This window comes from Streptomyces sp. E-08 (assembly GCF_049913095.1).
Classification (GTDB): Bacteria; Actinomycetota; Actinomycetes; order Streptomycetales; family Streptomycetaceae; genus Streptomyces.
This window is the reverse complement of the sequence record NZ_CP183971.1, coordinates 6,973,054-6,991,351: the sequence shown is the minus strand read 5'-3', so window position 1 is coordinate 6,991,351 and position 18,298 is coordinate 6,973,054. Positions and strand designations below refer to the sequence as shown.

Sequence of the window (18,298 nt, the reverse complement as noted above, 5' to 3'; positions counted from 1 at the left end):
CGGCTAGGAGTTTCTCTTGAGGTCGTCCGTCAGCGCTGGGTGCGGCGGGCGGCCTCTCGGGCCTTCCTGGCCAGGGGCAGGTAGCGCAGGCGCTCCGGCAGGACCGGGACCACGGCCCGGACGACGCGGGCCGACCGGCGCAGGGCGCGCTCCTGCTCCTCCGTCCATTCCAGGCCGATGGCCTCACGGGCGTCCGGCGGCATCAGGCCGACGGTGAGGAAGGCGCGCAGCCGCAGGAAGGGGCGGCGCAGGACGGGCCAGAGGACGCGGAGGGCGAGCCGGAGCGGCAGCGGGCCCCGGTCGGGGGCGGGCAGCGGCAGGTCGGTGTCGAGCAGTTCCCGTACGACGGCGGTGGCCTCGATCTCCTCGGCGAGGACCTTCCGGTAGTACGGCCAGAACTCCTCGATCGTCTGCGGCATGTCCCGGTCGTGGATGCCGAGGATCCGGCCGACCCGGAGCCACTCCGCGTACAGCTGCCGTTCCTGCGCCTCGGTGAGCGGGCGGGCGAGCAGGCGGAGACCGTACCGGTAGATGGGGAAGCCCGTCGCGTGTACCCAGGAGTAGTAGGCCGGGGTGAGGGCGTGGTAGCGGCGGCCGTGGGCGTCGGTGCCCTGGATCGTCCGGTGCAGCTCCCGGAGCCGGCGGCCCTCCCGGGCGGCGTCGTCTCCGCCGTAGATCCACAGCTGGAGCGAGCGGAGCGAGCGCTCGCCGCGCCCCCAGGGGTCGGTGCGGAAGACGGAGTGGTCGTCGACGCCCGCCCCGATCGCGGGGTGGGCGACCTGGAGGGTCAGGGCGGCGGGCAGCATCAGGAGCGCCCGGACGTCCCCCGCGACGCTCCACAGCACTCCGCCGACGGGCGGCGGCAGGGGGTCGGGGCCCGCCGGGGGCCGGTCGAGCGGCGTCACACGGTCCATGGCCTTCTCCTCATGTGTCCAGGCTGCACCCACGACGAAGGGGCCGTCACCCGGGCGCTGCGGCCCGGGTGACGGCCCCTTCCGTGGAGTGCGGGGTCAGGCGCGGTCGGCGCCGACCGGCTCGCCGACGATGCGGGCGGCGAGGGCGTGGGCCCAGGCGTCGACGTCGGCGTTGAGCTCGCGCTCGGCGGTGGCGCGCTCCTCGGCGATCCGGGCGGTGCCGGCGGCGAGGATCGCGTCGCGCTCGGCCTGGCCCTCGGCGCGGGCGGCGGCGATGGCGGCCGAGCCCTCCTCGGTGGCCTGGGAGCGGATGCGAGCGGCCTCGTGACGGGCCTCGGCGAGCTCCGCCTCGTACTGCTCGCGGATCGCGGTGGCCTCGGAGCGCAGGTCGTCGGCGCGACCGGTACCGCCCTCGATGGCGTCGTCACGCTCGTCGAGGGTGCGCTTGATCTTGGGGAGGATGCCCTTCGCCATGATGAGGAAGGTGAGCCCGAACAACACCAGACCGAGGATGAGCTCGGCCCAGACGGGGTTGAGCGGACCGAGGTCCATCTTGAAGACAGTGGAGTTCGCGAGGGTCATGCGCGCATTCTACCTGTTCCAAAAGGTGACAATTCAGACACTGGGACGAGAGTTGGCGTGATCTTGCGAGCTCGGCCAGATTCCCGGCATCCAGAGGCTACCGGAAGGTAACCACGGCTGATTGTATGTGCGGCGCCAGCCCAACCCCCCACGCACTCATGGGAGTTCACGTGTCGTTCGCCGCGCTCCGCCGCGCCCCCGGCGCCGCCCTTTCGCTCGCGCTCGCCGCCGCCACCCTGGCGACGGCCGCCCCGGCCGCTTCCGCCGCCTCCGCGACGGCCGCCGAGGCCCCGCGCCTGAAGGTGCTCACGTACAACACGTTCCTGTTCTCCAAGACCCTGTACCCGAACTGGGGCCAGGACCACCGGGCCAAGGCTATCCCCGCCGCCCCCTTCTTCCAGGGGCAGGACGTCGTCGTGCTCCAGGAGACCTTCGACAACTCCTCCTCGGACGCCCTCAAGGCGAACGCCGCCGCGCAGTACCCGCACCAGACGCCCGTCGTGGGCCGCAGCAAGTCCGGCTGGGACGCCACCGGCGGGTCGTACTCCTCGACCACGCCCGAGGACGGCGGGGTGACGGTGCTCAGCAAGTGGCCGATCGTCCGCAAGGAGCAGTACGTCTACAAGGACGCCTGCGGCTCGGACTGGTACTCGAACAAGGGCTTCGCCTACACGGTCCTGAACGTGAACGGCAGCCTCGTCCACGTCGTCGGCACGCACGCCCAGTCCACCGACCCGGGCTGCTCGGCGGGCGAGGCGGCGCAGATGCGGAGCCGGCAGTTCAAGACGATCGACGCCTTCCTCGACGCCAAGAACATCCCGGCGAACGAGCAGGTGATCGTCGCCGGTGACATGAACGTCGACTCGCACACCCCCGAGTACGGCACGATGCTCGCCGACGCGGGCCTGGTGGGGGCCGACGCCCGCACCGGCCACCCGTACTCCTTCGACACCGAGCTGAACTCGATCGCCTCCGACCGCTACCCGGACGACCCGCGCGAGGACCTCGACTACGTCCTGTACCGGTCCGGGAACGCCCGGCCCGCCGGCTGGACCAATCACGTGGTGCAGGAGCAGAGCGCGCCGTGGACGGTCTCCAGCTGGGGCAAGCAGTACACGTACTCCAACCTCTCCGACCACTACCCCGTGACCGGCTTCTGACCGGACCGTCCCCTCAGTAGGGGTACCCGCCGAAGAGGCTGTACAGCCAGACGCCGAACACTCCGGCGACACACAGCAGGACGAACCAGGAACCGGGACCGGTGTGGCGCTCCCTGCGGGGGCGGCGGCCGGGACGCGCGGCACGTGCCGAGCGTCCCGGCCTCTCCCGCTCCCCCGGTCTTCCCGCGCGCGACGGCCCCGGAGCGGGCTCGGCGACCGCGGCGACATCGGCGAGCAGGCTGCGGCACACGGCCGCCAGCTCCGCCGTCCCGGCCGTCAGGTCGACCACCACCTCCGTACGGGCCGGGGCGGTCGTCCCCCCGTCCAGGATCCGCCCGGCGCGCAGCAGCGCCCGGTCCTTGCCCCCGGTCGGGGCGAGACTGATCCAGCGGCGCACGTGCTCGCCCCGGATCACCACCCCGCCGCCCCGCTCCCGGTAGACGGTGTGCTCCCGCCACAGGATTCCGGCCAACTCGTCGGCCGTCTCCCTGAGTTGCGCGTACATCGCTCTCCCCTGTTCCCGTGCTCCCCCGATGCGAACAGCCGCCGACTCTAGCCCGCCCGGTCGAACACCCCTACGACACCCCACCCCCGCGCCCGTTACCCGCCGAAGTCGTACACGGTGACCGGTATCCCCCGCTCCACGAGCCGCCGACGCCTCGCCCATGGGGGCCACCGTAGGAGACGGCACTGACAGGGGGCGGCGCGCCTCGATGTCAACCAGGGTTGACGTCGGGTCTGATGTCAACTTACATTGACAACATGACCGATGCGACCGATCTCGCCGCACGGGCCGGCGACCGCGACCCCCGGGTCGGACTGCGGGCCGTCTCCGCGCTGCGGCGACTGCTGGAACAGCTGGAGGCCGTCCAGGTGCGCAGCGCGCGCAACCAGGGGTGGTCGTGGCAGGAGATCGCGACCGAGCTGGGTGTCACCCGGCAGGCCGTCCACAAGAAGTACGGGAGGCAGTGATGTTCGAACGGTTCACGAAGGCCGCGCGCGCCACGGTGAAGGGCGCGACCGCGCACGCGGAGCGTGGCGGCGCGAGCGTCGTCACCCCGGAGCACCTCCTCCTCGCCCTGCTCGACCGCGAGGGCACCCGCGCGGCGGCGGTGCTCGGGCGGCTGTGCCCGCCGGAACACCGCCCCTCCCTGGTCGCCGCCCTCTCCGACGCGCGGCGCCGCGCCGGCCTGTCCCGGGCGGACGCGGAGGCCCTGGCCGACCTCGGCATCGACGTCGGCGCGATCGTCGAGCGCGTCGAGGAGACCCACGGCGCGGGCGCGCTGGCCGGGGACCGCAAGGACTCCGGGTGGTGGTCGGGCCGCCTCACCTTCTCCCGCGAGGCGAAGACGGTCCTGGAGAAGTCGCTCCGCGTGGCCCTGGCCCGCAAGGACCGCGAGATCGGCGACGAGCACCTCCTGCTGGCCCTCACCACCCTCGGCGGCGTCGTCGCCGAGGCGCTGGCCGACCACGGCGTCACCTTCGCCTCCGTCGACACGGCCCTCTCCTCGCCCGCGGCCCTCTGATCCCCCCGGATCGCCCCGTGAGACGAGCCCTTCGGGGGCTTTTACAGCAGTGGTGAGACAGCAATACTGTTGAACCATGGAGCAGGCGAGCGAGGCGCAGCAGCCCGTGTACACCGTGGACGAGCTGGCCGCGCGGGCCGGGGTCACGGTGCGGACCGTGCGGTTCTACGGGACCCGGGGGCTGCTGCCGCCGCCCGTCATCGGCGCGCGGCGGGTGGGGCACTACGGACAGGACCACCTGTCGCGGCTCGCCCTGATCGAGGAGCTCCAGCGGCAGGGGATGACGCTGGCGGCGATCGAGCGCTACCTGGAGCAGCTGCCGCCCGATCTGAGCGCGCAGGACCTGGCCATCCACCGGGCTCTGGTGGCCTCGTGGGCTCCCGAGTCCGCCGAGACGATCACCCGGCGCGAGCTGGAACGGCGGGCCGGGCGGGTGCTGACCGAGCGTGACGTGGACCGGCTGGCCGCGATGGGGGTCCTCGACCGCACCGACGGCACCGACGCGGACCGGACCGACCGGACCGACCGGCACGCCACGGGCCCCGCCGACGGCGCCGACGCGGACCGGACCGACGGCACCGGCGCCCACCGGACCGGCGACGCCGACACCTACCGGCTCGACGGGGCGCTGCTGCGGCTCGGGGTCGAGTTGCTCGACGTGCCCATCGAGCACGAGACGATCCTCGCGTCCCGGACCGTGCTCCTGGAGCACGCCCGCGCGGCCGCCCAGGAGCTCTCCCGGCTCTTCCGGGACGAGGTGTGGAGCCCGTACCGGGAGAGCGGGGAGGACCCGGACCACCTGAGCGCGATGAGGTCGCTCTCGGCCCACATGCAGCCCATGGTGGTCCAGGCCCTCCTCACCGCCTTTCAGCGCTCACTGAGTGAGGAACTGCGCACGGCTTTCAGGAGTCGGTGAAGGTCTCGCCGCGCTCCGCCTTCTCCACCAGGAGCGCCGGCGGGGCGAACCGCTCGCCGTACGTCTCCGCGAGCTCGCGCGCCCGGGCGACGAAGCCCGCGACGCCACCCTCGTAGCCGTTGATGTACTGCAGGATGCCGCCGGTCCAGGCCGGGAAACCGATGCCCATGATGGAGCCGATGTTGGCGTCGGCGACCGAGGTGAGGACGCCCTCCTCCAGGAGCCGGACGGTGTCCAGCGCCTCGGCGAACAGCATCCGCTCCTGCATGTCGCGGAACGGGATCTCGTACCCCGGCTTGGTGAAGTGCTCGCGCAGGCCCGGCCAGATCTTGCCGCGCCTGCCGTCCTCGCCGTACTCGTAGAAGCCCGCTCCGCCGCTGCGGCCGGGGCGGCCGAACTCGTCGACCATGCGGTCGATGACGGCCTCGCCGGGGTGGGTGGTCCAGGTGCCGCCCTCCTCCTCGACGGCCTTCTTCGTCTCGTTGCGGATCTTGCGCGGGAGGGTGAGGGTCAGCTCGTCCATCAGGGAGAGCACCTTCGCCGGGTAGCCGGCCTGGGCCGCGGCCTGCTCGATCGAGGCGGGCTCGATGCCCTCGCCGACCATGGCGACGCCCTCGTTGATGAAGTGGCCGATCACCCGGGAGGTGAAGAAGCCGCGCGAGTCGTTGACGACGATCGGCGTCTTGTTGATCTGCCGGACCAGGTCGAAGGCGCGGGCCAGCGCCTCGTCGCCGGTCCGCTCGCCCTTGATGATCTCGACGAGCGGCATCTTGTCGACGGGCGAGAAGAAGTGCAGGCCGATGAAGTCGGTCTGCCGCTCCACGCCCTCGGCGAGGACGGAGATCGGGAGCGTGGAGGTGTTGGAGCACAGCAGGGCGTCGGGGGCGACGACGTGCTGGATCTCCTGGAAGACCTTGTGCTTGAGCGCGGTGTCCTCGAAGACGGCCTCGATGACCGCGTCGCAGCCGGCCAGGTCCGCCGCGTCGGCGGTGGGCGTGATGCGGGCGAGGAGGGCGTCGGCCTTCTCCTGCGTGGTGCGGCCCCGGGACACGGCCTTGGCGCAGAGCTTCTCGGAGTACGCCTTGCCCTTCGCCGCCGACTCGGCGGAGACGTCCTTGAGGACGACCTCGATGCCGGCGCGGGCGCAGGAGTACGCGATGCCGGCGCCCATCATGCCCGCGCCGAGGACGGCGACCTTGCGGACCTGCCGCTTGGCCACGTCCTTCGGGCGGCTGGCGCCCGAGTTGACCGCCTGGAGGTCGAAGAAGAACGCCTGGATCATGTTCTTCGCGGTCTGGCCGATGACCAGCTCGGTGAAGTAGCGGCTCTCGATGGTGAGCGCGGTCTCGAAGTCGACCTGGGAGCCCTCGACGGCGGCGGCCATGATGGCCTTCGGCGCCGGGTAGGGCGCGCCGTTCAGCTGCTTGCGCAGGTTGGCCGGGAAGGCCGGCAGGTTGGCGGCGAACTTCGGGTGGGACGGCGTGCCGCCGGGGATGCGGTGGCCGGGGACGTCCCAGGGCTGGTGGGACTCCGGGTGCGCGTCGATGAAGGCGATGGCCTTGTCCATCATCTCCTCGGCGGTGGCGGCGACCTCGTGGACGAGGCCGTTGTCCAGGGCGCGCTTCGGGGCGTACTGGGTGCCCTGGAGCAACACCTTGAGGAGCGCGTCGGTGATGCCCATGAGGCGGACGGTGCGGGCGACGCCGCCGCCGCCCGGCAGCAGGCCGAGGGTGACCTCGGGCAGGCCGATCTTGGAGCCGGGGGCGTCGAGGGCGACGCGGTGGTGGGAGGCGAGGGCGATCTCGTAGCCGCCGCCGAGCGCGGCGCCGTTGACGGCGGCGACGACGGGCTTGCCGAGGGTCTCGATGCGGCGGAGCGCGTTCTTGATCTCGATGGCCGAGTCGAAGATGTCCTGGGCGTGCTCGGGGCCCGCCTTGATCATGTCCTTGAGGTCGCCGCCGGCGAAGAAGGTCTTCTTCGCCGAGGTGTAGATGATGCCGCGGATGGAGTCCTTCTCGGCCTCCACACGGTCGGCGATCGCCTTGATCGAGGCCCGGAAGGCCTGGTTCATGGTGTTGGCGGACTGGTTGGGGTCGTCGAGGACGAGGGTGACGATGCCGGTCTCGTCCTGCTCCCAGCGGATGGTGGTGCTCTCGCTCATGACTGCTGCTTCTCCGTGAGTAAGGGGTGCGGACGGGACGTCAGACGCGCTCGACGACGGTGGCGATGCCCATGCCGCCGCCCACGCAGAGGGTGGCGAGGCCGTAGCGCTTGTCCTGGCGCTCCAGCTCGTCGACGAGCGTGCCGAGGATCATCGCGCCGGTGGCGCCGAGCGGGTGGCCGAGCGCGATGGCGCCGCCGTTGACGTTGACCTTGTCCAGGGAGATGCCCATGTCCTTGACGAAGCGCAGGACGACCGCCGCGAAGGCCTCGTTGATCTCGACGAGGTCGATGTCGTCGATGGTGAGGCCCGCCTTGGCGAGGGCCTTGCGGGTGGCCGGGGCGGGGCCGGTGAGCATGATGGTCGGCTCGGAGCCGGAGACGGCGGCCGAGACGATCCGGGCGCGGGGCGTGAGGCCGTAGCGCTCGCCGACCTCCTTGGAGCCGATGGCGACGAGGGAGGCGCCGTCGACGATGCCGGAGGAGTTGCCGGCGTGGTGGACGTGGTTGATCTCCTCGACCCAGTGGTACTTCTGCAGGGCGACCGCGTCGAAGCCGCCGAGCTCGCCGATGTCGGCGAAGGAGGGCTTGAGGCGGGCGAGGGAGTCGGCGGTGGTGCCGGGGCGCAGGAACTCGTCGTGGTCGAGGACGGTGAGCCCGGCGCGGTCCTTGACGGGGACGATCGAGCGGGCGAAGCGTCCGTCCTTGACGGCGGCCGCGGCACGCTCCTGGGAGAGGGCGGCGTACTCGTCGACGTCGCGGCGGGAGAAGCCCTCCAGGGTGGCGATGAGGTCGGCGCCGATGCCCTGGGGGACGAAGTTGGTCTCCAGGTTGGTCATCGGGTCGGCGAACCAGGCGCCGCCGTCCGAGGCCATCGGGACGCGCGACATGGACTCGACGCCGCCGGCGAGGACGAGGTCCTCCCAGCCGGAGCGGACCTTCATCGCGGCCATGTTGACCGCTTCGAGGCCGGATGCGCAGAAGCGGTTCTCCTGGACGCCGGCGACGGTGTCGGGGAGTCCGGCGGCGATGGCGGCGATCCGGGCGATGTCGGAGCCCTGGTCGCCGACCGGGCCGACGACGCCGAGGACGATGTCGTCGATGGCGGCCGGGTCGAGTTCCGGATGGCGGGCCTGGATCTCCCGGATGAGGCCGACGACCAGGTCGATGGGCTTGGTGCCGTGCAGGGAGCCGTTGGCCTTGCCGCGTCCGCGCGGGGTGCGGATCGCGTCGTACACGTACGCTTCGGTGCTCACGGAAAGCCTTTCGCGATGAGGGTGTGAGGAGACGGGCGGCGGGAGGTCAGCCGAGGAGGGAACGGCCGATGATCTCCTTCATGATCTCGGTGGTGCCGCCGTAGATGGTCTGGATCCGGCCGTCGGTGAAGGCGCGGGCGACGGGGAATTCGCTCATGTAGCCGTACCCGCCGTGCAGTTGCAGGCAGCGGTCGGCGACCCGCTTCTGGAGTTCGGTCGCCCACCACTTGGCCATGGAGGCGTGGACGGCGTCGAGGGCCCCGTTCGTGTGCTCCTCGATGCAGCGGTCGACGAAGGTCCGGGTGACGGCGCACTCGGTGGCCATCTCGGCGATCTCGAAGCGGATGTGCTGGAGCCGGGAGAGCGGGCGGCCGAAGGCCTCGCGCTCCTTGACGTACGTGGTGGTGAGCTCCAGGAGGTGCTCGGCCCCCGCGATGCCTGCGACGGCGATGGCCAGGCGCTCCTGGGCGAGGTTGGTCATGAGGTGGAGGAAGGCGCCGTTGAGCTCGCCGAGCAGGTTCTCCTTCGGGACGCGGACGTCGGTGAAGAAGAGCTCGGCGGTGTCCTGGGACTTCTGGCCGATCTTGTCGAGGTTGCGGCCGCGCTCGAAGCCCTCCGCGCCGCGCTCGACGACGAGGAGGGAGAGGCCGTGGGCGCCGCCCTCCGGGGTGGTGCGGGCGACGACGACCACCAGGTCGGCGAGGATGCCGTTGGAGATGAAGGTCTTGGAGCCGTTGAGGACCCAGTGGTCGCCGTGGTCCTCGGCGGTCGTACGGATCCCCTGGAGGTCGGAGCCGGCGCCGGGCTCCGTCATGGCGATGGCGGTGACGAGCTCGCCGGAGCAGAAGCCGGGCAGCCAGCGCCGCTTCTGCTCCTCGGTGCCGAGCGAGGTGAGGTACGGGCCGATGATGTCGTTGTGCAGGCCGATGGCGAGTCCGGGGGCGCCCGCCCGGGTGAACTCCTCGGCGAGGACGGAGCCGTAGCGGAAGTCGGGGTTGCCGCCGCCTCCGTACTCCTCGTCGACGGCGATGCCGAGCAGCCCCTGCCGTCCGGCGGCGAGCCAGACCTCGCGGGAGACGATGCCGTCCTTCTCCCACTGCGCGTAGTGGGGCAGCACCTCCTTCTCCAGGAAGGTGCGGACGATCGCCCGGAAGGCCTCGTGGTCGGCGGTGTACAGCTGACGCTTCATGCTTCGGGCTCCTGGATCTTCAGGGCGGGTACGGCCCAGTCGCGGGCGACCTCGGCGGTGTCGGCACCGGGCAGGGCGGGGCCCGTGCGCAGGGTGCCGGGGGTGACGGAGAAGCGGGGCGCGGGGGCCGGCTGGGGGATCCCGTCCCGCTCGGTGAAGGTGGCGCGGGCGGCCAGGTGGGGGTGGGACGGGGCCTCGCGCAGCGAGAGGACGGGGGCGACGCAGGCGTCGCTGCCGTCGAAGACGGCGGTCCAGTCCTCGCGGGTACGGCTCCGGAAGCGGTCGGCGACGGCCGCGCGCAGCTCGGGCCAGCGGGCGAGGTCGCGGCGGGCGGGGGCGAGGTCCTCGATGCCGAGGAGGCGGACGAAGTCCGCGTAGAACCGCTCCTCCAGGGCGCCGACCGCCATGTGGCCGCCGTCGGACGTCTCGTACACGCCGTAGAAGGGGCAGCCGCCGTCGAGCAGGTTGACCCCCCTGCGGTCCTGCCAGCCGCCGGCCGCGAGCATGCCGTGGATCATGGTGGTGAGGTGGGCGGTGCCGTCGACGATGGCGGCGTCGACGACCTGGCCCTCGCCGTGCGTCCGGGCGTGCTGGAGGGCGGCGAGGACGCCGATCACGAGGTAGAGGGAGCCGCCCGCGTAGTCGCCGACGAGGTTGGCGGGGATGGTGGGCGGGCCGTCCGGGTCGGGGCCGATCATGCCGAGGGCGCCGGTGATCGCGATGTACCCGATGTCGTGTCCGGCGGTGGGGGCGAGCGGTCCGTCCTGGCCCCAGCCGGTCATCCGGCCGTAGACGAGACGGGGGTTGCGGGCGAGGCAGACCTCGGGGCCGACGCCGAGGCGTTCGGCGACGCCGGGCCGGTAGCCCTCGACCAGGATGTCGGCCCGCTCGACGAGGTCGAGCACGGTCGCGGGGCCGTCCTCGGCCTTGAGGTCGACGAGGACGGAGCGCTTGTTGCGGTTGGTGAGGTCGCGGGCGGGGTCGATGCCGAGGCCCGCGCCGCCGGGGCGGTCGACGCGTACGACGTCGGCGCCGAGGTCGGCGAGGAGCATGGTGGCGAAGGGGCCGGGGCCGATCCCGGCGAGTTCGACCACGCGCACCCCGGTGAGGGGGCCGTTGCGGGCGGTGTGCGTCGTGCTCATCGAGCCCCCTGGAGTATGTGACACCAATGATGTAACACCGGAGATGCTAGGAACGTGTTCCACTCGGCACAAGCCCCCGAGCCGAGCAAGCGCTTGGAAATTCCGGTGCCGGGGCCGGGGCCGGAGCCCGCCCCGGTTCCGCTATCCTCCGCCGACGACAACCGCGCGCGGCGGCGCGGTACGGCCGAGACGAGGGTCTTGATGGAGACAGGGGCGGGCGTGGGACGCGAGACCGGAGCCAGACCGTACGACGTGGTCCTCTACGGGGCGACCGGCTTCGTGGGCGAGCTCACCGCGGAGTACCTGGCCGAGCACGCGCCGGCGGAGTGCCGCTGGGCGCTCGCCGGGCGGAGCCTCGGCAGGCTGGAGGCCCTGCGGGACCGGCTCGCCGCCGACCGCCCGGGGCTCGCCGCGCTGCCGCTGCTCGTGGCCGACTCGGCGGATCCCGGCTCGCTGCGCGCACTCGCCGAGTCCGCCCGGGTGGTGGCGACGACGGTCGGCCCGTACGTCTGGTACGGCGAGGGGCTCGTCGCGGCCTGCGCGGAGGCGGGCACGGACTATCTGGACCTGACCGGTGAGGCCGAGTTCGTGGACCTCATGTTCGTACGGCACGACGCGCGGGCCCGGGAGACCGGCGCCCGGATCGTGCACGCCTGCGGCTTCGACTCCGTCCCGCACGACCTGGGCGTGTACTTCACCGTCCGGCAGCTGCCCGAGGACGTGCCGCTGCGGGTCGACGGCTTCGTACGGGCCGGGGCCGCCTTCTCGGGCGGCACCTTCGCCTCGGCGCTGACGGCCTTCGGCCGGGGCCGCGAGATCCTGCACGCGGCGCGCGAACGGCGCCTGCACGAACCGCGCCTGGTGGGCCGCCGGGCCCGCGCGCCGCTCGGCGGGCCGCGGTTCAGCCGGGAGACGGGCACCTGGGCGCTGCCCCTGCCGACGCTCGACCCGCAGGTCGTGGCCCGCTCGGCGGCGGCCCTCGAACGGTACGGCCCGGACTTCCGCTACCGGCATTACGCCTCGGTGAAGACCCTCCCGATGGCCCTCGGGGGCGCAGCCGCCGTCGGCGTGGGCGTCACCGCCGCTCAACTCCCGCCGGTCCGTGCATGGCTGATGGACCGATACTCGGCCGGCCAGGGACCGTCGGCGGAGCGGCGGGCCCGCAGCTGGTTCTCGGTCCGGTTCGTCGGCGAGGGCGGCGGTCGACGGGTCTTCACGGAGGTCTCGGGCGGCGACCCGGGCTACGACGAGACGGCGAGAATGCTTGCCGAGTCGGCGCTCTGCCTCGCGTTCGACGCCCTGCCGAAGACGGCCGGCCAGGTGACGACGGCGGTGGCGATGGGCGACGCCCTGACCACCCGCCTCCGGGCGGCGGGCATCCGCTTCCGGGTGGCGCACCGGGGCTAGGGGGTGTCCCTTCCGCCGGACCTGACGGCCCTTCCGGCGTCCAGGTCGACGCCCGTGCGGGGCGGGGCGCCGTCCTCGGCGTCCTGGCGGATCAGGCGCCCCTCCCGGCGTTGCCCGATCTGGACGCGCCTGCCCGTCAGGGCCGTACGAGCCGGAAGGGGTGGCCGGCCGGGTCCGTGTAGACGCGCCAGGGGGTGTCGCCGGTCCCGCCGTCGAGGGGTACGGCTCCGAGCGCGAGGACGGACGCGTGGGCGGCGGCCAGGTCGTCGACCCGCACGTCGAGGAGGAACTGCTGCTCGGGCGCGCCCCAGACGGGCGGGCGGTGGTCGGCGACGCCCTGGAAGGCGAGGACCGGGCCGCCCTCGCCGCGCAGGACGGCGGAGCCCTCTCCGACGGCCCACCGGGGGTCGGGTCTCTCGATGTCGCCGCCGATCAACTGCCGGTAGAACTCCGCCAGTTCGAGGGCGTCGGGGCAGTCGAGGACGACGCACCGCAGCCGCCCGATCATCCGAGCGTCCAACGGGCGACGACGTACAGGATGGCGCAGGTCCACGCCAGGGCGAGCACAACGGAGGCGGCGAGGACCGGAGTCAGGCCGCGTCCGGTCGAACGCGGCGGAACGGAAAGGGGTGTTGTCATGAACCCCACTCTGCCCGGCCGGGCGGCGGGCCGGTATCCGTACGCGTACTCAGACGTCCCTGAGCGCTTCCGCGAGGGCCCGGCGGCAGAGGGAGTCGGCACGCCGGGTGGTCTCCGGGATCCGGTAGCGCGGGGCGAGGTGGAGGGTGTGGGCGCATGCGTTGGCGAGGGAGACGCGGTGGCCGACCGAGACGAACACGGGCTTCACGCCGGCCCGGGTGCGCAGGGCCCGGCCCACCTCCTCGCCCCCGGCGAGGAGCGGAGCGGCGTCGCCGCGGGCGGGGCCGGGCTGCTCGTAGGTGAAGGTGAAGGGGTTCTTGGCGACGCCGATGGCGGGACGCCCGGTGAGCACCCCGAGGTGGCTGGCGAGCCCGAAGCGGCGGGGGTGCGCGAGGCCGTAGCCGTCGCAGACCAGGAGGCCCGGGTCGGCGGTCAGGGCGCCGAGCGCGGCGAGGACGGTCGGGATCTCCCGGAAGGCGAGGAGCCCGGGGACGTAGGGGAAGGAGACCCGGCCGACCGCCGTGGCCTCCTCCACCACGTCCAGGGTCCGCGCGTCGAGGACGACGGCCGCGGCGGCGACGAGGTCCCGCTCGTCGTCGTAGGCCACGTCGAGCCCGGTGACGTGGCCCTCGCCGACGGCCGGCCCCTCCTCGTCGCGCACGAGCCGGCCGCGCAGCTCCCGCTGGACGGCGCGGGCGGCGTTCTCGTCGGCGGGCCAGCCCGCCGGAATGTCGATGATCGTCATGATGCGGGCCACCCTACGGCCGGTGGGGCGTCCGTTCCGAGGGCTGGAACGTCACGGCTCCGCCCGGACCGCGAGCGGTAGCCTGGCGATCATGTTCGTACTGGAATTGACCTACACCGCGCCCGTCGAGCGGGTGGACACACTGCTCGACGCCCACGTCGAGTGGCTCGACGCGCAGTACGCCGAGGGCGTGTTCCTGGCGTCGGGGCGGAAGAACCCGCGGGACGGCGGGGTGATCCTGGCCGCCGGGGTCGACCGCGCGGAGATCGAGAGGATCGCGGCGGCCGACCCGTTCAGCGTCGAGGGCGTGTGCGCGTACCGGATCACGGAGTTCTACGCGACCAAGACGGCCGACGGGATCGCCGCGTACCGGGAGGAGCTGCCCGCCTAGTGTCGGGTGGTGAGCCGGGCGATGCGGCCCTTCTCGCCCGCGGCCCAGCAGGAGCCGTCGGGGGTGCAGTCGACCGTGTCGTACGAGCCGGTGTCGACCGTGCGCCAGGTGCGGCCGCCGTCGGTGGTGAGGTCGGTGCCGGTCGGGCCCACGGCGAGCGCGGACGCCTTGCCGTGCGGGAGCCAGGCGACGCCGGAGCGGTAGGCGGGCGGCGGCGTGACCGAGGGGCGCCAGGTGCGGCCCCCGTCGGCGCTGACCGCGCCGGCCCGCGGGGACGCCTGGTCCTTGCGGTAGTCGCCGCCGACGGCGATGCCGTGCGTACGGTCGCGGAAGGCGAGCCCGAAGACGCCGCGGGCCGGGTCGCCTGCCGGGATCGGCGTCTCGGTGGCGGTCCAGGTCAGCCCGCGGTCGGCGGAGTGGAGCACGCGCGCGGTGGCCCCGCCGCCCGTCGCCAGCCACACGTCGCGGGGGCCCGCCGACACCAGGCACTGGCCGCTCGCGGCGAAACCCGCCTCGCCGGGGAGCGCCTCCGGCATTCCGGCGGTCGGCAGGACCTGCCAGGAGCGGCCGCCGTCGCGGGTGGAGAGGATGCGGTACCTGCCGTCGACCGGGTCGCTCATGGCGAGGCCGTGCCGGTGGTCGAAGAAGGTCATGCAGTCGTAGAAGGCCCGCGCGTCGGTGTTGCGGAAGGACTCGGTCCAGGTGGCGCCGCCGTCCTCGGTGCGCAGCACCCGGGAGGCCTCGCCCTCCCCGATGGCGAGGACGACGGCCCGGCGGGCGTCGAAGGCCTCGACATCGCGGAACTCCAGGTCGCCCGCCCCCGGCGGCGATACGTTCCGCCAGCTGCGGCCGCCGTCGGTGGTGCGCAGCACCGTGCCCTTCGAGCCCGCGGCCCACGCGGTCCTGCGGTCGACCGGCGCGAGCCCCCGGAAGCGGGCGTCGGTACCGGTCGGTGTCAGCTGCCAGCCGGCCGCTGCCGTGGGGGTCTCCCCGGCCCGCGCCGGGGCGGCCAGGGTCAGCGCGAGCGCCGCCCCGATCAGCCCCACCGACATCGTTCGTCTCGTCTTCCCCATGGACGTCATGGCGCCGGAAGCTATAGCCCCGGGCCGTTCCCCGTCCAGGGTGCGTCCCCGGCCGGGCGTTCCTAGGCCCTCTCGTCAAACTCCCGTCGTCGCCCGAAGGGCGGCCCCGCGGCGTCAGGTGCGTGCTCTCGGCGTGCCGGGCGCGAGCCCTCGTACTGGACGTACTCGGGCTTGTGCCCGGTGCGGCGAGAGCGCGTGCATGGCGTCGCGGGGCAGGCGGGAGTTTGACGACAGGGCCTAGGCTGGTCGCATGACCGACCGTGCGACCGTGGGTGCGAGCGACCGGAGCGGCGAGCGGACGGGCGACGAGAAGCCGAAGCTCAAGGAGTACGAGGGCGAGGGCATCACCGTCACGTTCGAGCCGCGCCGGTGTCTGCACGCGGCCGAGTGCGTCCACGGCCTGCCGGAGGTCTTCGACCTGTCCCGGCGCCCGTGGGTGCTGCCCGACGCCACCGAGCCCGGCCTGGTGGCGGAGGTCGTCCGGCGCTGCCCGTCCGGGGCGCTGCAGTACCACCACCGCCCCCAGGACGCCGTGCCCGAGCCCCCGGACTCCCCCACCACCGTGCGGCGCACGCCCGGCGGGCAGCTGGTGGTGCGGGGCGATCTGGTCGTGACCGGCGAGCACGGGGAGCGGCACGAGACGCGGGTGATGCTCTGCGGCTGCGGAACGTCCGGGAACCAGCCGTACTGCGACCACTCCGGCCCCTGCGCGGAACCGGACGACGACGTACCCGAGGAGCGCTGACTCCGGGCCCGCGCGATCCGGTGACACACGTCACGTGGGGGGCGAGTGCACGTTCGGGCCACCTCGCTCGTCTTGAGGGGTGTCAGGTGCCCTGGTGTCGGGGATCCGAAGCCCGTGTGAGAGGAGCCGGTCTTGTCCGCCGTCATCGAGCAGGCCGTGCAGGCCCGTCTGGTCGCTTCCGTGCCCCGGATGGAGACCGTCCCCGCCACCTTGCGGTACGACCGCGGGGATCCGTACGCCGTGAGCATGGCCTTTCCGCCGCCGGCGACCCTGGAGGGCGTCGAGGTCTCCTGGGCCTTCGCGCGCGAGCTGCTCGTCCAGGGCGTCGAGCGCCCGGCCGGGGTCGGGGACGTGCGCCTGCGTCCGTACGGCTACGACCGCACGGTGGTCGAGTTCCACGCTCCGGAGGGCGTGGCCATGGTCCATGTGCGGACCTCCGAGCTGCGCCGCTTCCTGGAACGCTCGCAGCACCTGGTCCCGGCGGGGCGCGAGCACCAGTACCTGGACTGGGACCAGGACCTGGCGGAGCTGCTCCGTGGCCACCCGTAGGACGGTCCGCCGTTAATCGTTTGCCGCACCTCCGGTCCGGGACGTACGGTCGAACCTGACCTTGTCGTCACCCGATCGGAGAAGGACGTTGCTCGTCTGAGGTTGCGAGACACCGAGCCGCGCGTGCCCCCTGCGCCGCGTGTGCCGTTCTCGACCTCGGCGTACGAGCCGTCTTCCCCACTGCCCGCGCCCCGGTGTCTCCCGCGTTGCTCCCTTTCTCACGCTCGCGCGACCCCGGAGGCCTGCATGGCGCATCACCCCACCTTCATCACCTGTTCCTCTCTCTCCTTCTCCTGGCCGGACGGCACCACGGTCCTCGACGACTTCCGGCTCTCGGTCGGCCCCGGCCGCACCGGGCTCGTCGGGGTCAACGGCTCCGGCAAGTCCACGCTCCTGAAGCTGATCGCGGGCGAACTGACCCCGCTGGACGGCACGGTCAAGGTCACCGGCGAGCTCGGCTACCTCCCGCAGAACCTGGTCCTGGACACCTCGCGGCGGGTGGAAGAGATCCTCGGCATCGCCGCCCGGCGTGCCGCCCTGCACGCCATCGAGGCGGGCGACGCCTCGGAGGAGCACTTCACCGCGATCGGCGACGACTGGGACGTGGAGGAGCGGGCCCGTGTCGTCCTCGACCAGCTCGGGCTCGACCACGTCGGCCTGGACCGGACCGTGGGCGAGATCTCGGGCGGCGAGTCCGTGCTGCTGCGCCTCGCCGCGCTGCTGCTCGCCCGACCTGACGTACTCCTGCTCGACGAGCCCACCAACAATCTGGATCTGCACGCCCGCGCGCGGCTCTACGAGGCGGTGGAGAAGTGGTCCGGGGTGCTGGTCGTGGTCAGCCACGACCGTGAACTCCTGGAGCGGGTCGACCAGATCGCCGACCTGCGCGACGGCGAGGTCGACTGGTACGGCGGCAACTGGTCCGCGTACGAGACGGCGCTCGCCGCCGAACAGGAGGCGGCGGAACGGATGGTGCGGGTCGCCGAGGCCGACGTACAGCGCCAGAAGCGCGAACTCGCCGACACCCAGATGAAGTTGGCGCGCCGCAAGCGGTACGGGCAGAAGAGCTTCGACAACAAGGTCGCGTCGAAGATCGTGGCGAACGGGCGGAAGCGCGACGCGCAGGTCACGGCCGGCAAGCAGCGCACCCTGCACGCGGAGCGCCTCTCGGAGGCGCGGGAGCGGCTCGACGCCGCCGTCGAGGCGGTGCGGGACGACGACGAGATCCGCGTCGAGCTGCCCCGCACCTCGGTGCCGCCGGGCCGTGAGGTCCTGCACCTGCGGGACCTGGAGCTGCGCTACGGGGCCCGGGTCGCCGGCGCCTTCGAGCTGCGGGGCCCGGAGCGGATCGCGCTGGTCGGCCGCAACGGCGCCGGCAAGACGACGCTGCTCCGGACGATCGCCGGCGAGCTGGAGCCACTGTCGGGCGAGACCGACGCGCGGGTGCCGCTCCGGTTCCTGCCGCAGCGGCTCGACCTGCTCGACGACGGGCTGAGCGTCGTGGACAACGTGGCCCGGTTCGCGCCCACCGCGACGGGGAACGCGATCCGGGCCCGGCTCGCGCGGTTCCTGTTCCGGGGGGCGCGGGCGGATCAGCCCGTCGGGACCCTGTCGGGCGGGGAGCGGTTCCGGGCGACGCTGGCGGCGCTGCTCCTCGCGGAGCCGGCTCCGCAGCTGCTGATGCTGGACGAGCCGACGAACAACCTGGACATGGCGTCGGTGCGGAAGCTGACGGCGGCCCTCGACGCCTACGAGGGGGCCCTGATCGTGGCGAGCCACGACGTGGCGTTCCTGGAGTCGCTGGGGATCACCCGCTGGCTGCTGCTCGACGGTGAGCTGCGGCCGACGACGGCGGAGGAGGTCAGGGGGACGGCCCCGAGCCCGGCATGATCCGA

21 protein-coding genes are annotated in these 18,298 nt (G+C 73.0%); 9 read left to right on the top strand and 12 right to left on the bottom strand.

Annotated features, from left to right (window positions below; translation table 11 throughout):
• Window positions 1-29: 29 nt before the first annotated feature.
• A complete protein-coding gene (locus ACN9MM_RS32185; protein ID WP_426367231.1) occupies window positions 30-914 on the bottom strand; it encodes an oxygenase MpaB family protein in 885 nt (294 codons plus the stop codon).
• A 96-nt stretch (window positions 915-1,010) separates the two neighbouring features.
• Window positions 1,011-1,496 (bottom strand): hypothetical protein, encoded by a 486-nt coding sequence (locus tag ACN9MM_RS32180; protein ID WP_382873970.1) that lies wholly within the window; start codon window positions 1,494-1,496, stop codon window positions 1,011-1,013.
• 125 nt (window positions 1,497-1,621) lie between these two features.
• Here ACN9MM_RS32180 and sph point away from each other — a divergent pair, with 125 nt between their 5' ends.
• Window positions 1,622-2,656: a sphingomyelin phosphodiesterase gene (gene sph, locus ACN9MM_RS32175; protein ID WP_426367230.1), complete on the top strand. Its 1,035-nt coding sequence runs from the start codon at window positions 1,622-1,624 to the stop codon at window positions 2,654-2,656.
• Between the two features lie 13 nt (window positions 2,657-2,669).
• On the opposite strand, the gene ACN9MM_RS32170 is transcribed toward sph, so the two are convergent.
• Window positions 2,670-3,161 carry a hypothetical protein gene (locus ACN9MM_RS32170; RefSeq protein ID WP_426367229.1) on the bottom strand — a complete coding sequence of 164 codons (492 nt, stop codon included), beginning with the start codon at window positions 3,159-3,161 and terminating at the stop codon, window positions 2,670-2,672.
• A 257-nt stretch (window positions 3,162-3,418) separates the two neighbouring features.
• Here ACN9MM_RS32170 and ACN9MM_RS32165 point away from each other — a divergent pair, with 257 nt between their 5' ends.
• The 3 genes from ACN9MM_RS32165 to ACN9MM_RS32155 all read left to right on the top strand — a co-directional run bounded on the left by ACN9MM_RS32165 (window position 3,419) and on the right by ACN9MM_RS32155 (window position 5,098).
• Window positions 3,419-3,628: a helix-turn-helix domain-containing protein gene (locus tag ACN9MM_RS32165; protein WP_382871805.1), complete on the top strand. Its 210-nt coding sequence runs from the start codon at window positions 3,419-3,421 to the stop codon at window positions 3,626-3,628.
• Window positions 3,628-4,182: a Clp protease N-terminal domain-containing protein gene (locus ACN9MM_RS32160; RefSeq protein WP_426367228.1), complete on the top strand. Its 555-nt coding sequence runs from the start codon at window positions 3,628-3,630 to the stop codon at window positions 4,180-4,182. Before ACN9MM_RS32165 ends, ACN9MM_RS32160 begins: the two co-directional genes overlap by 1 nt.
• A 76-nt stretch (window positions 4,183-4,258) precedes the next feature.
• Entirely contained in the window at window positions 4,259-5,098 is an 840-nt protein-coding gene (locus ACN9MM_RS32155) for a MerR family transcriptional regulator (protein WP_426367227.1), read from the top strand.
• Here ACN9MM_RS32155 and ACN9MM_RS32150 read toward each other — a convergent pair.
• The 4 genes from ACN9MM_RS32150 to ACN9MM_RS32135 are packed head-to-tail and all read right to left on the bottom strand — an operon-like array spanning window position 5,085 to window position 10,845.
• Window positions 5,085-7,259, bottom strand: a complete 2,175-nt coding sequence (locus tag ACN9MM_RS32150) for a 3-hydroxyacyl-CoA dehydrogenase NAD-binding domain-containing protein (RefSeq protein ID WP_426367226.1) — start codon at window positions 7,257-7,259, stop codon at window positions 5,085-5,087. The two genes, ACN9MM_RS32155 and ACN9MM_RS32150, sit on opposite strands and share 14 nt — an antisense overlap.
• Before the next feature lie 40 nt (window positions 7,260-7,299).
• On the bottom strand, window positions 7,300-8,514 hold the full coding sequence (locus tag ACN9MM_RS32145; protein ID WP_426367225.1) for an acetyl-CoA C-acetyltransferase: 1,215 nt from the start codon (window positions 8,512-8,514) through the stop codon (window positions 7,300-7,302).
• Between the two features lie 46 nt (window positions 8,515-8,560).
• The gene (locus ACN9MM_RS32140) at window positions 8,561-9,703 is read right to left on the bottom strand and encodes an acyl-CoA dehydrogenase family protein (protein ID WP_426367224.1); all 1,143 of its coding nucleotides are present in this window, start codon (window positions 9,701-9,703) and stop codon (window positions 8,561-8,563) included.
• Complete coding sequence (locus ACN9MM_RS32135; protein ID WP_426367223.1) at window positions 9,700-10,845, bottom strand: CaiB/BaiF CoA transferase family protein; 1,146 nt, start codon at window positions 10,843-10,845, stop codon at window positions 9,700-9,702. Before ACN9MM_RS32135 ends, ACN9MM_RS32140 begins: the two co-directional genes overlap by 4 nt.
• Before the next feature lie 201 nt (window positions 10,846-11,046).
• On the opposite strand from ACN9MM_RS32135, the gene ACN9MM_RS32130 reads away from it, so the two are divergent.
• Entirely contained in the window at window positions 11,047-12,252 is a 1,206-nt protein-coding gene (locus ACN9MM_RS32130; RefSeq protein WP_426367222.1) for a saccharopine dehydrogenase family protein, read from the top strand.
• Here the strand turns inward: ACN9MM_RS32130 and ACN9MM_RS32125 are convergent.
• Genes ACN9MM_RS32125 through ACN9MM_RS32110 form a run of 4 tightly spaced genes read right to left on the bottom strand, consistent with a single transcriptional unit; the run spans window position 12,249 to window position 13,636 of the window.
• Window positions 12,249-12,392: a DUF6191 domain-containing protein gene (locus tag ACN9MM_RS32125; protein ID WP_426368878.1), complete on the bottom strand. Its 144-nt coding sequence runs from the start codon at window positions 12,390-12,392 to the stop codon at window positions 12,249-12,251. The genes ACN9MM_RS32130 and ACN9MM_RS32125 overlap by 4 nt on opposite strands.
• Complete coding sequence (locus ACN9MM_RS32120; RefSeq protein ID WP_426367221.1) at window positions 12,389-12,760, bottom strand: VOC family protein; 372 nt, start codon at window positions 12,758-12,760, stop codon at window positions 12,389-12,391. The genes ACN9MM_RS32125 and ACN9MM_RS32120 overlap by 4 nt, the downstream gene beginning before the upstream one ends.
• Window positions 12,757-12,891 carry a morphogenic membrane protein MmpA gene (gene mmpA, locus ACN9MM_RS32115; RefSeq protein ID WP_426367220.1) on the bottom strand — a complete coding sequence of 45 codons (135 nt, stop codon included), beginning with the start codon at window positions 12,889-12,891 and terminating at the stop codon, window positions 12,757-12,759. The genes ACN9MM_RS32120 and mmpA overlap by 4 nt, the downstream gene beginning before the upstream one ends.
• A gap of 49 nt (window positions 12,892-12,940) precedes the next feature.
• A complete protein-coding gene (locus ACN9MM_RS32110) occupies window positions 12,941-13,636 on the bottom strand; it encodes an endonuclease V (protein WP_426367219.1) in 696 nt (231 codons plus the stop codon).
• Window positions 13,637-13,727: 91 nt separating this feature from the next.
• Here ACN9MM_RS32110 and ACN9MM_RS32105 point away from each other — a divergent pair, with 91 nt between their 5' ends.
• Complete coding sequence (locus ACN9MM_RS32105; RefSeq protein WP_426367218.1) at window positions 13,728-14,027, top strand: YciI family protein; 300 nt, start codon at window positions 13,728-13,730, stop codon at window positions 14,025-14,027.
• On the opposite strand, the gene ACN9MM_RS32100 is transcribed toward ACN9MM_RS32105, so the two are convergent.
• Window positions 14,024-15,109 carry a WD40/YVTN/BNR-like repeat-containing protein gene (locus ACN9MM_RS32100; RefSeq protein WP_426367217.1) on the bottom strand — a complete coding sequence of 362 codons (1,086 nt, stop codon included), beginning with the start codon at window positions 15,107-15,109 and terminating at the stop codon, window positions 14,024-14,026. The two genes, ACN9MM_RS32105 and ACN9MM_RS32100, sit on opposite strands and share 4 nt — an antisense overlap.
• A gap of 250 nt (window positions 15,110-15,359) precedes the next feature.
• Here ACN9MM_RS32100 and ACN9MM_RS32095 point away from each other — a divergent pair, with 250 nt between their 5' ends.
• The 3 genes from ACN9MM_RS32095 to ACN9MM_RS32085 all read left to right on the top strand — a co-directional run bounded on the left by ACN9MM_RS32095 (window position 15,360) and on the right by ACN9MM_RS32085 (window position 18,293).
• Window positions 15,360-15,854 (top strand): (4Fe-4S)-binding protein, encoded by a 495-nt coding sequence (locus ACN9MM_RS32095; protein ID WP_426367216.1) that lies wholly within the window; start codon window positions 15,360-15,362, stop codon window positions 15,852-15,854.
• Window positions 15,855-15,986: 132 nt separating this feature from the next.
• Window positions 15,987-16,403: an SsgA family sporulation/cell division regulator gene (locus ACN9MM_RS32090; protein ID WP_426367214.1), complete on the top strand. Its 417-nt coding sequence runs from the start codon at window positions 15,987-15,989 to the stop codon at window positions 16,401-16,403.
• 246 nt (window positions 16,404-16,649) lie between these two features.
• Window positions 16,650-18,293 (top strand): ABC-F family ATP-binding cassette domain-containing protein, encoded by a 1,644-nt coding sequence (locus ACN9MM_RS32085; RefSeq protein WP_426367213.1) that lies wholly within the window; start codon window positions 16,650-16,652, stop codon window positions 18,291-18,293.
• Window positions 18,294-18,298: the final 5 nt, after the last annotated feature.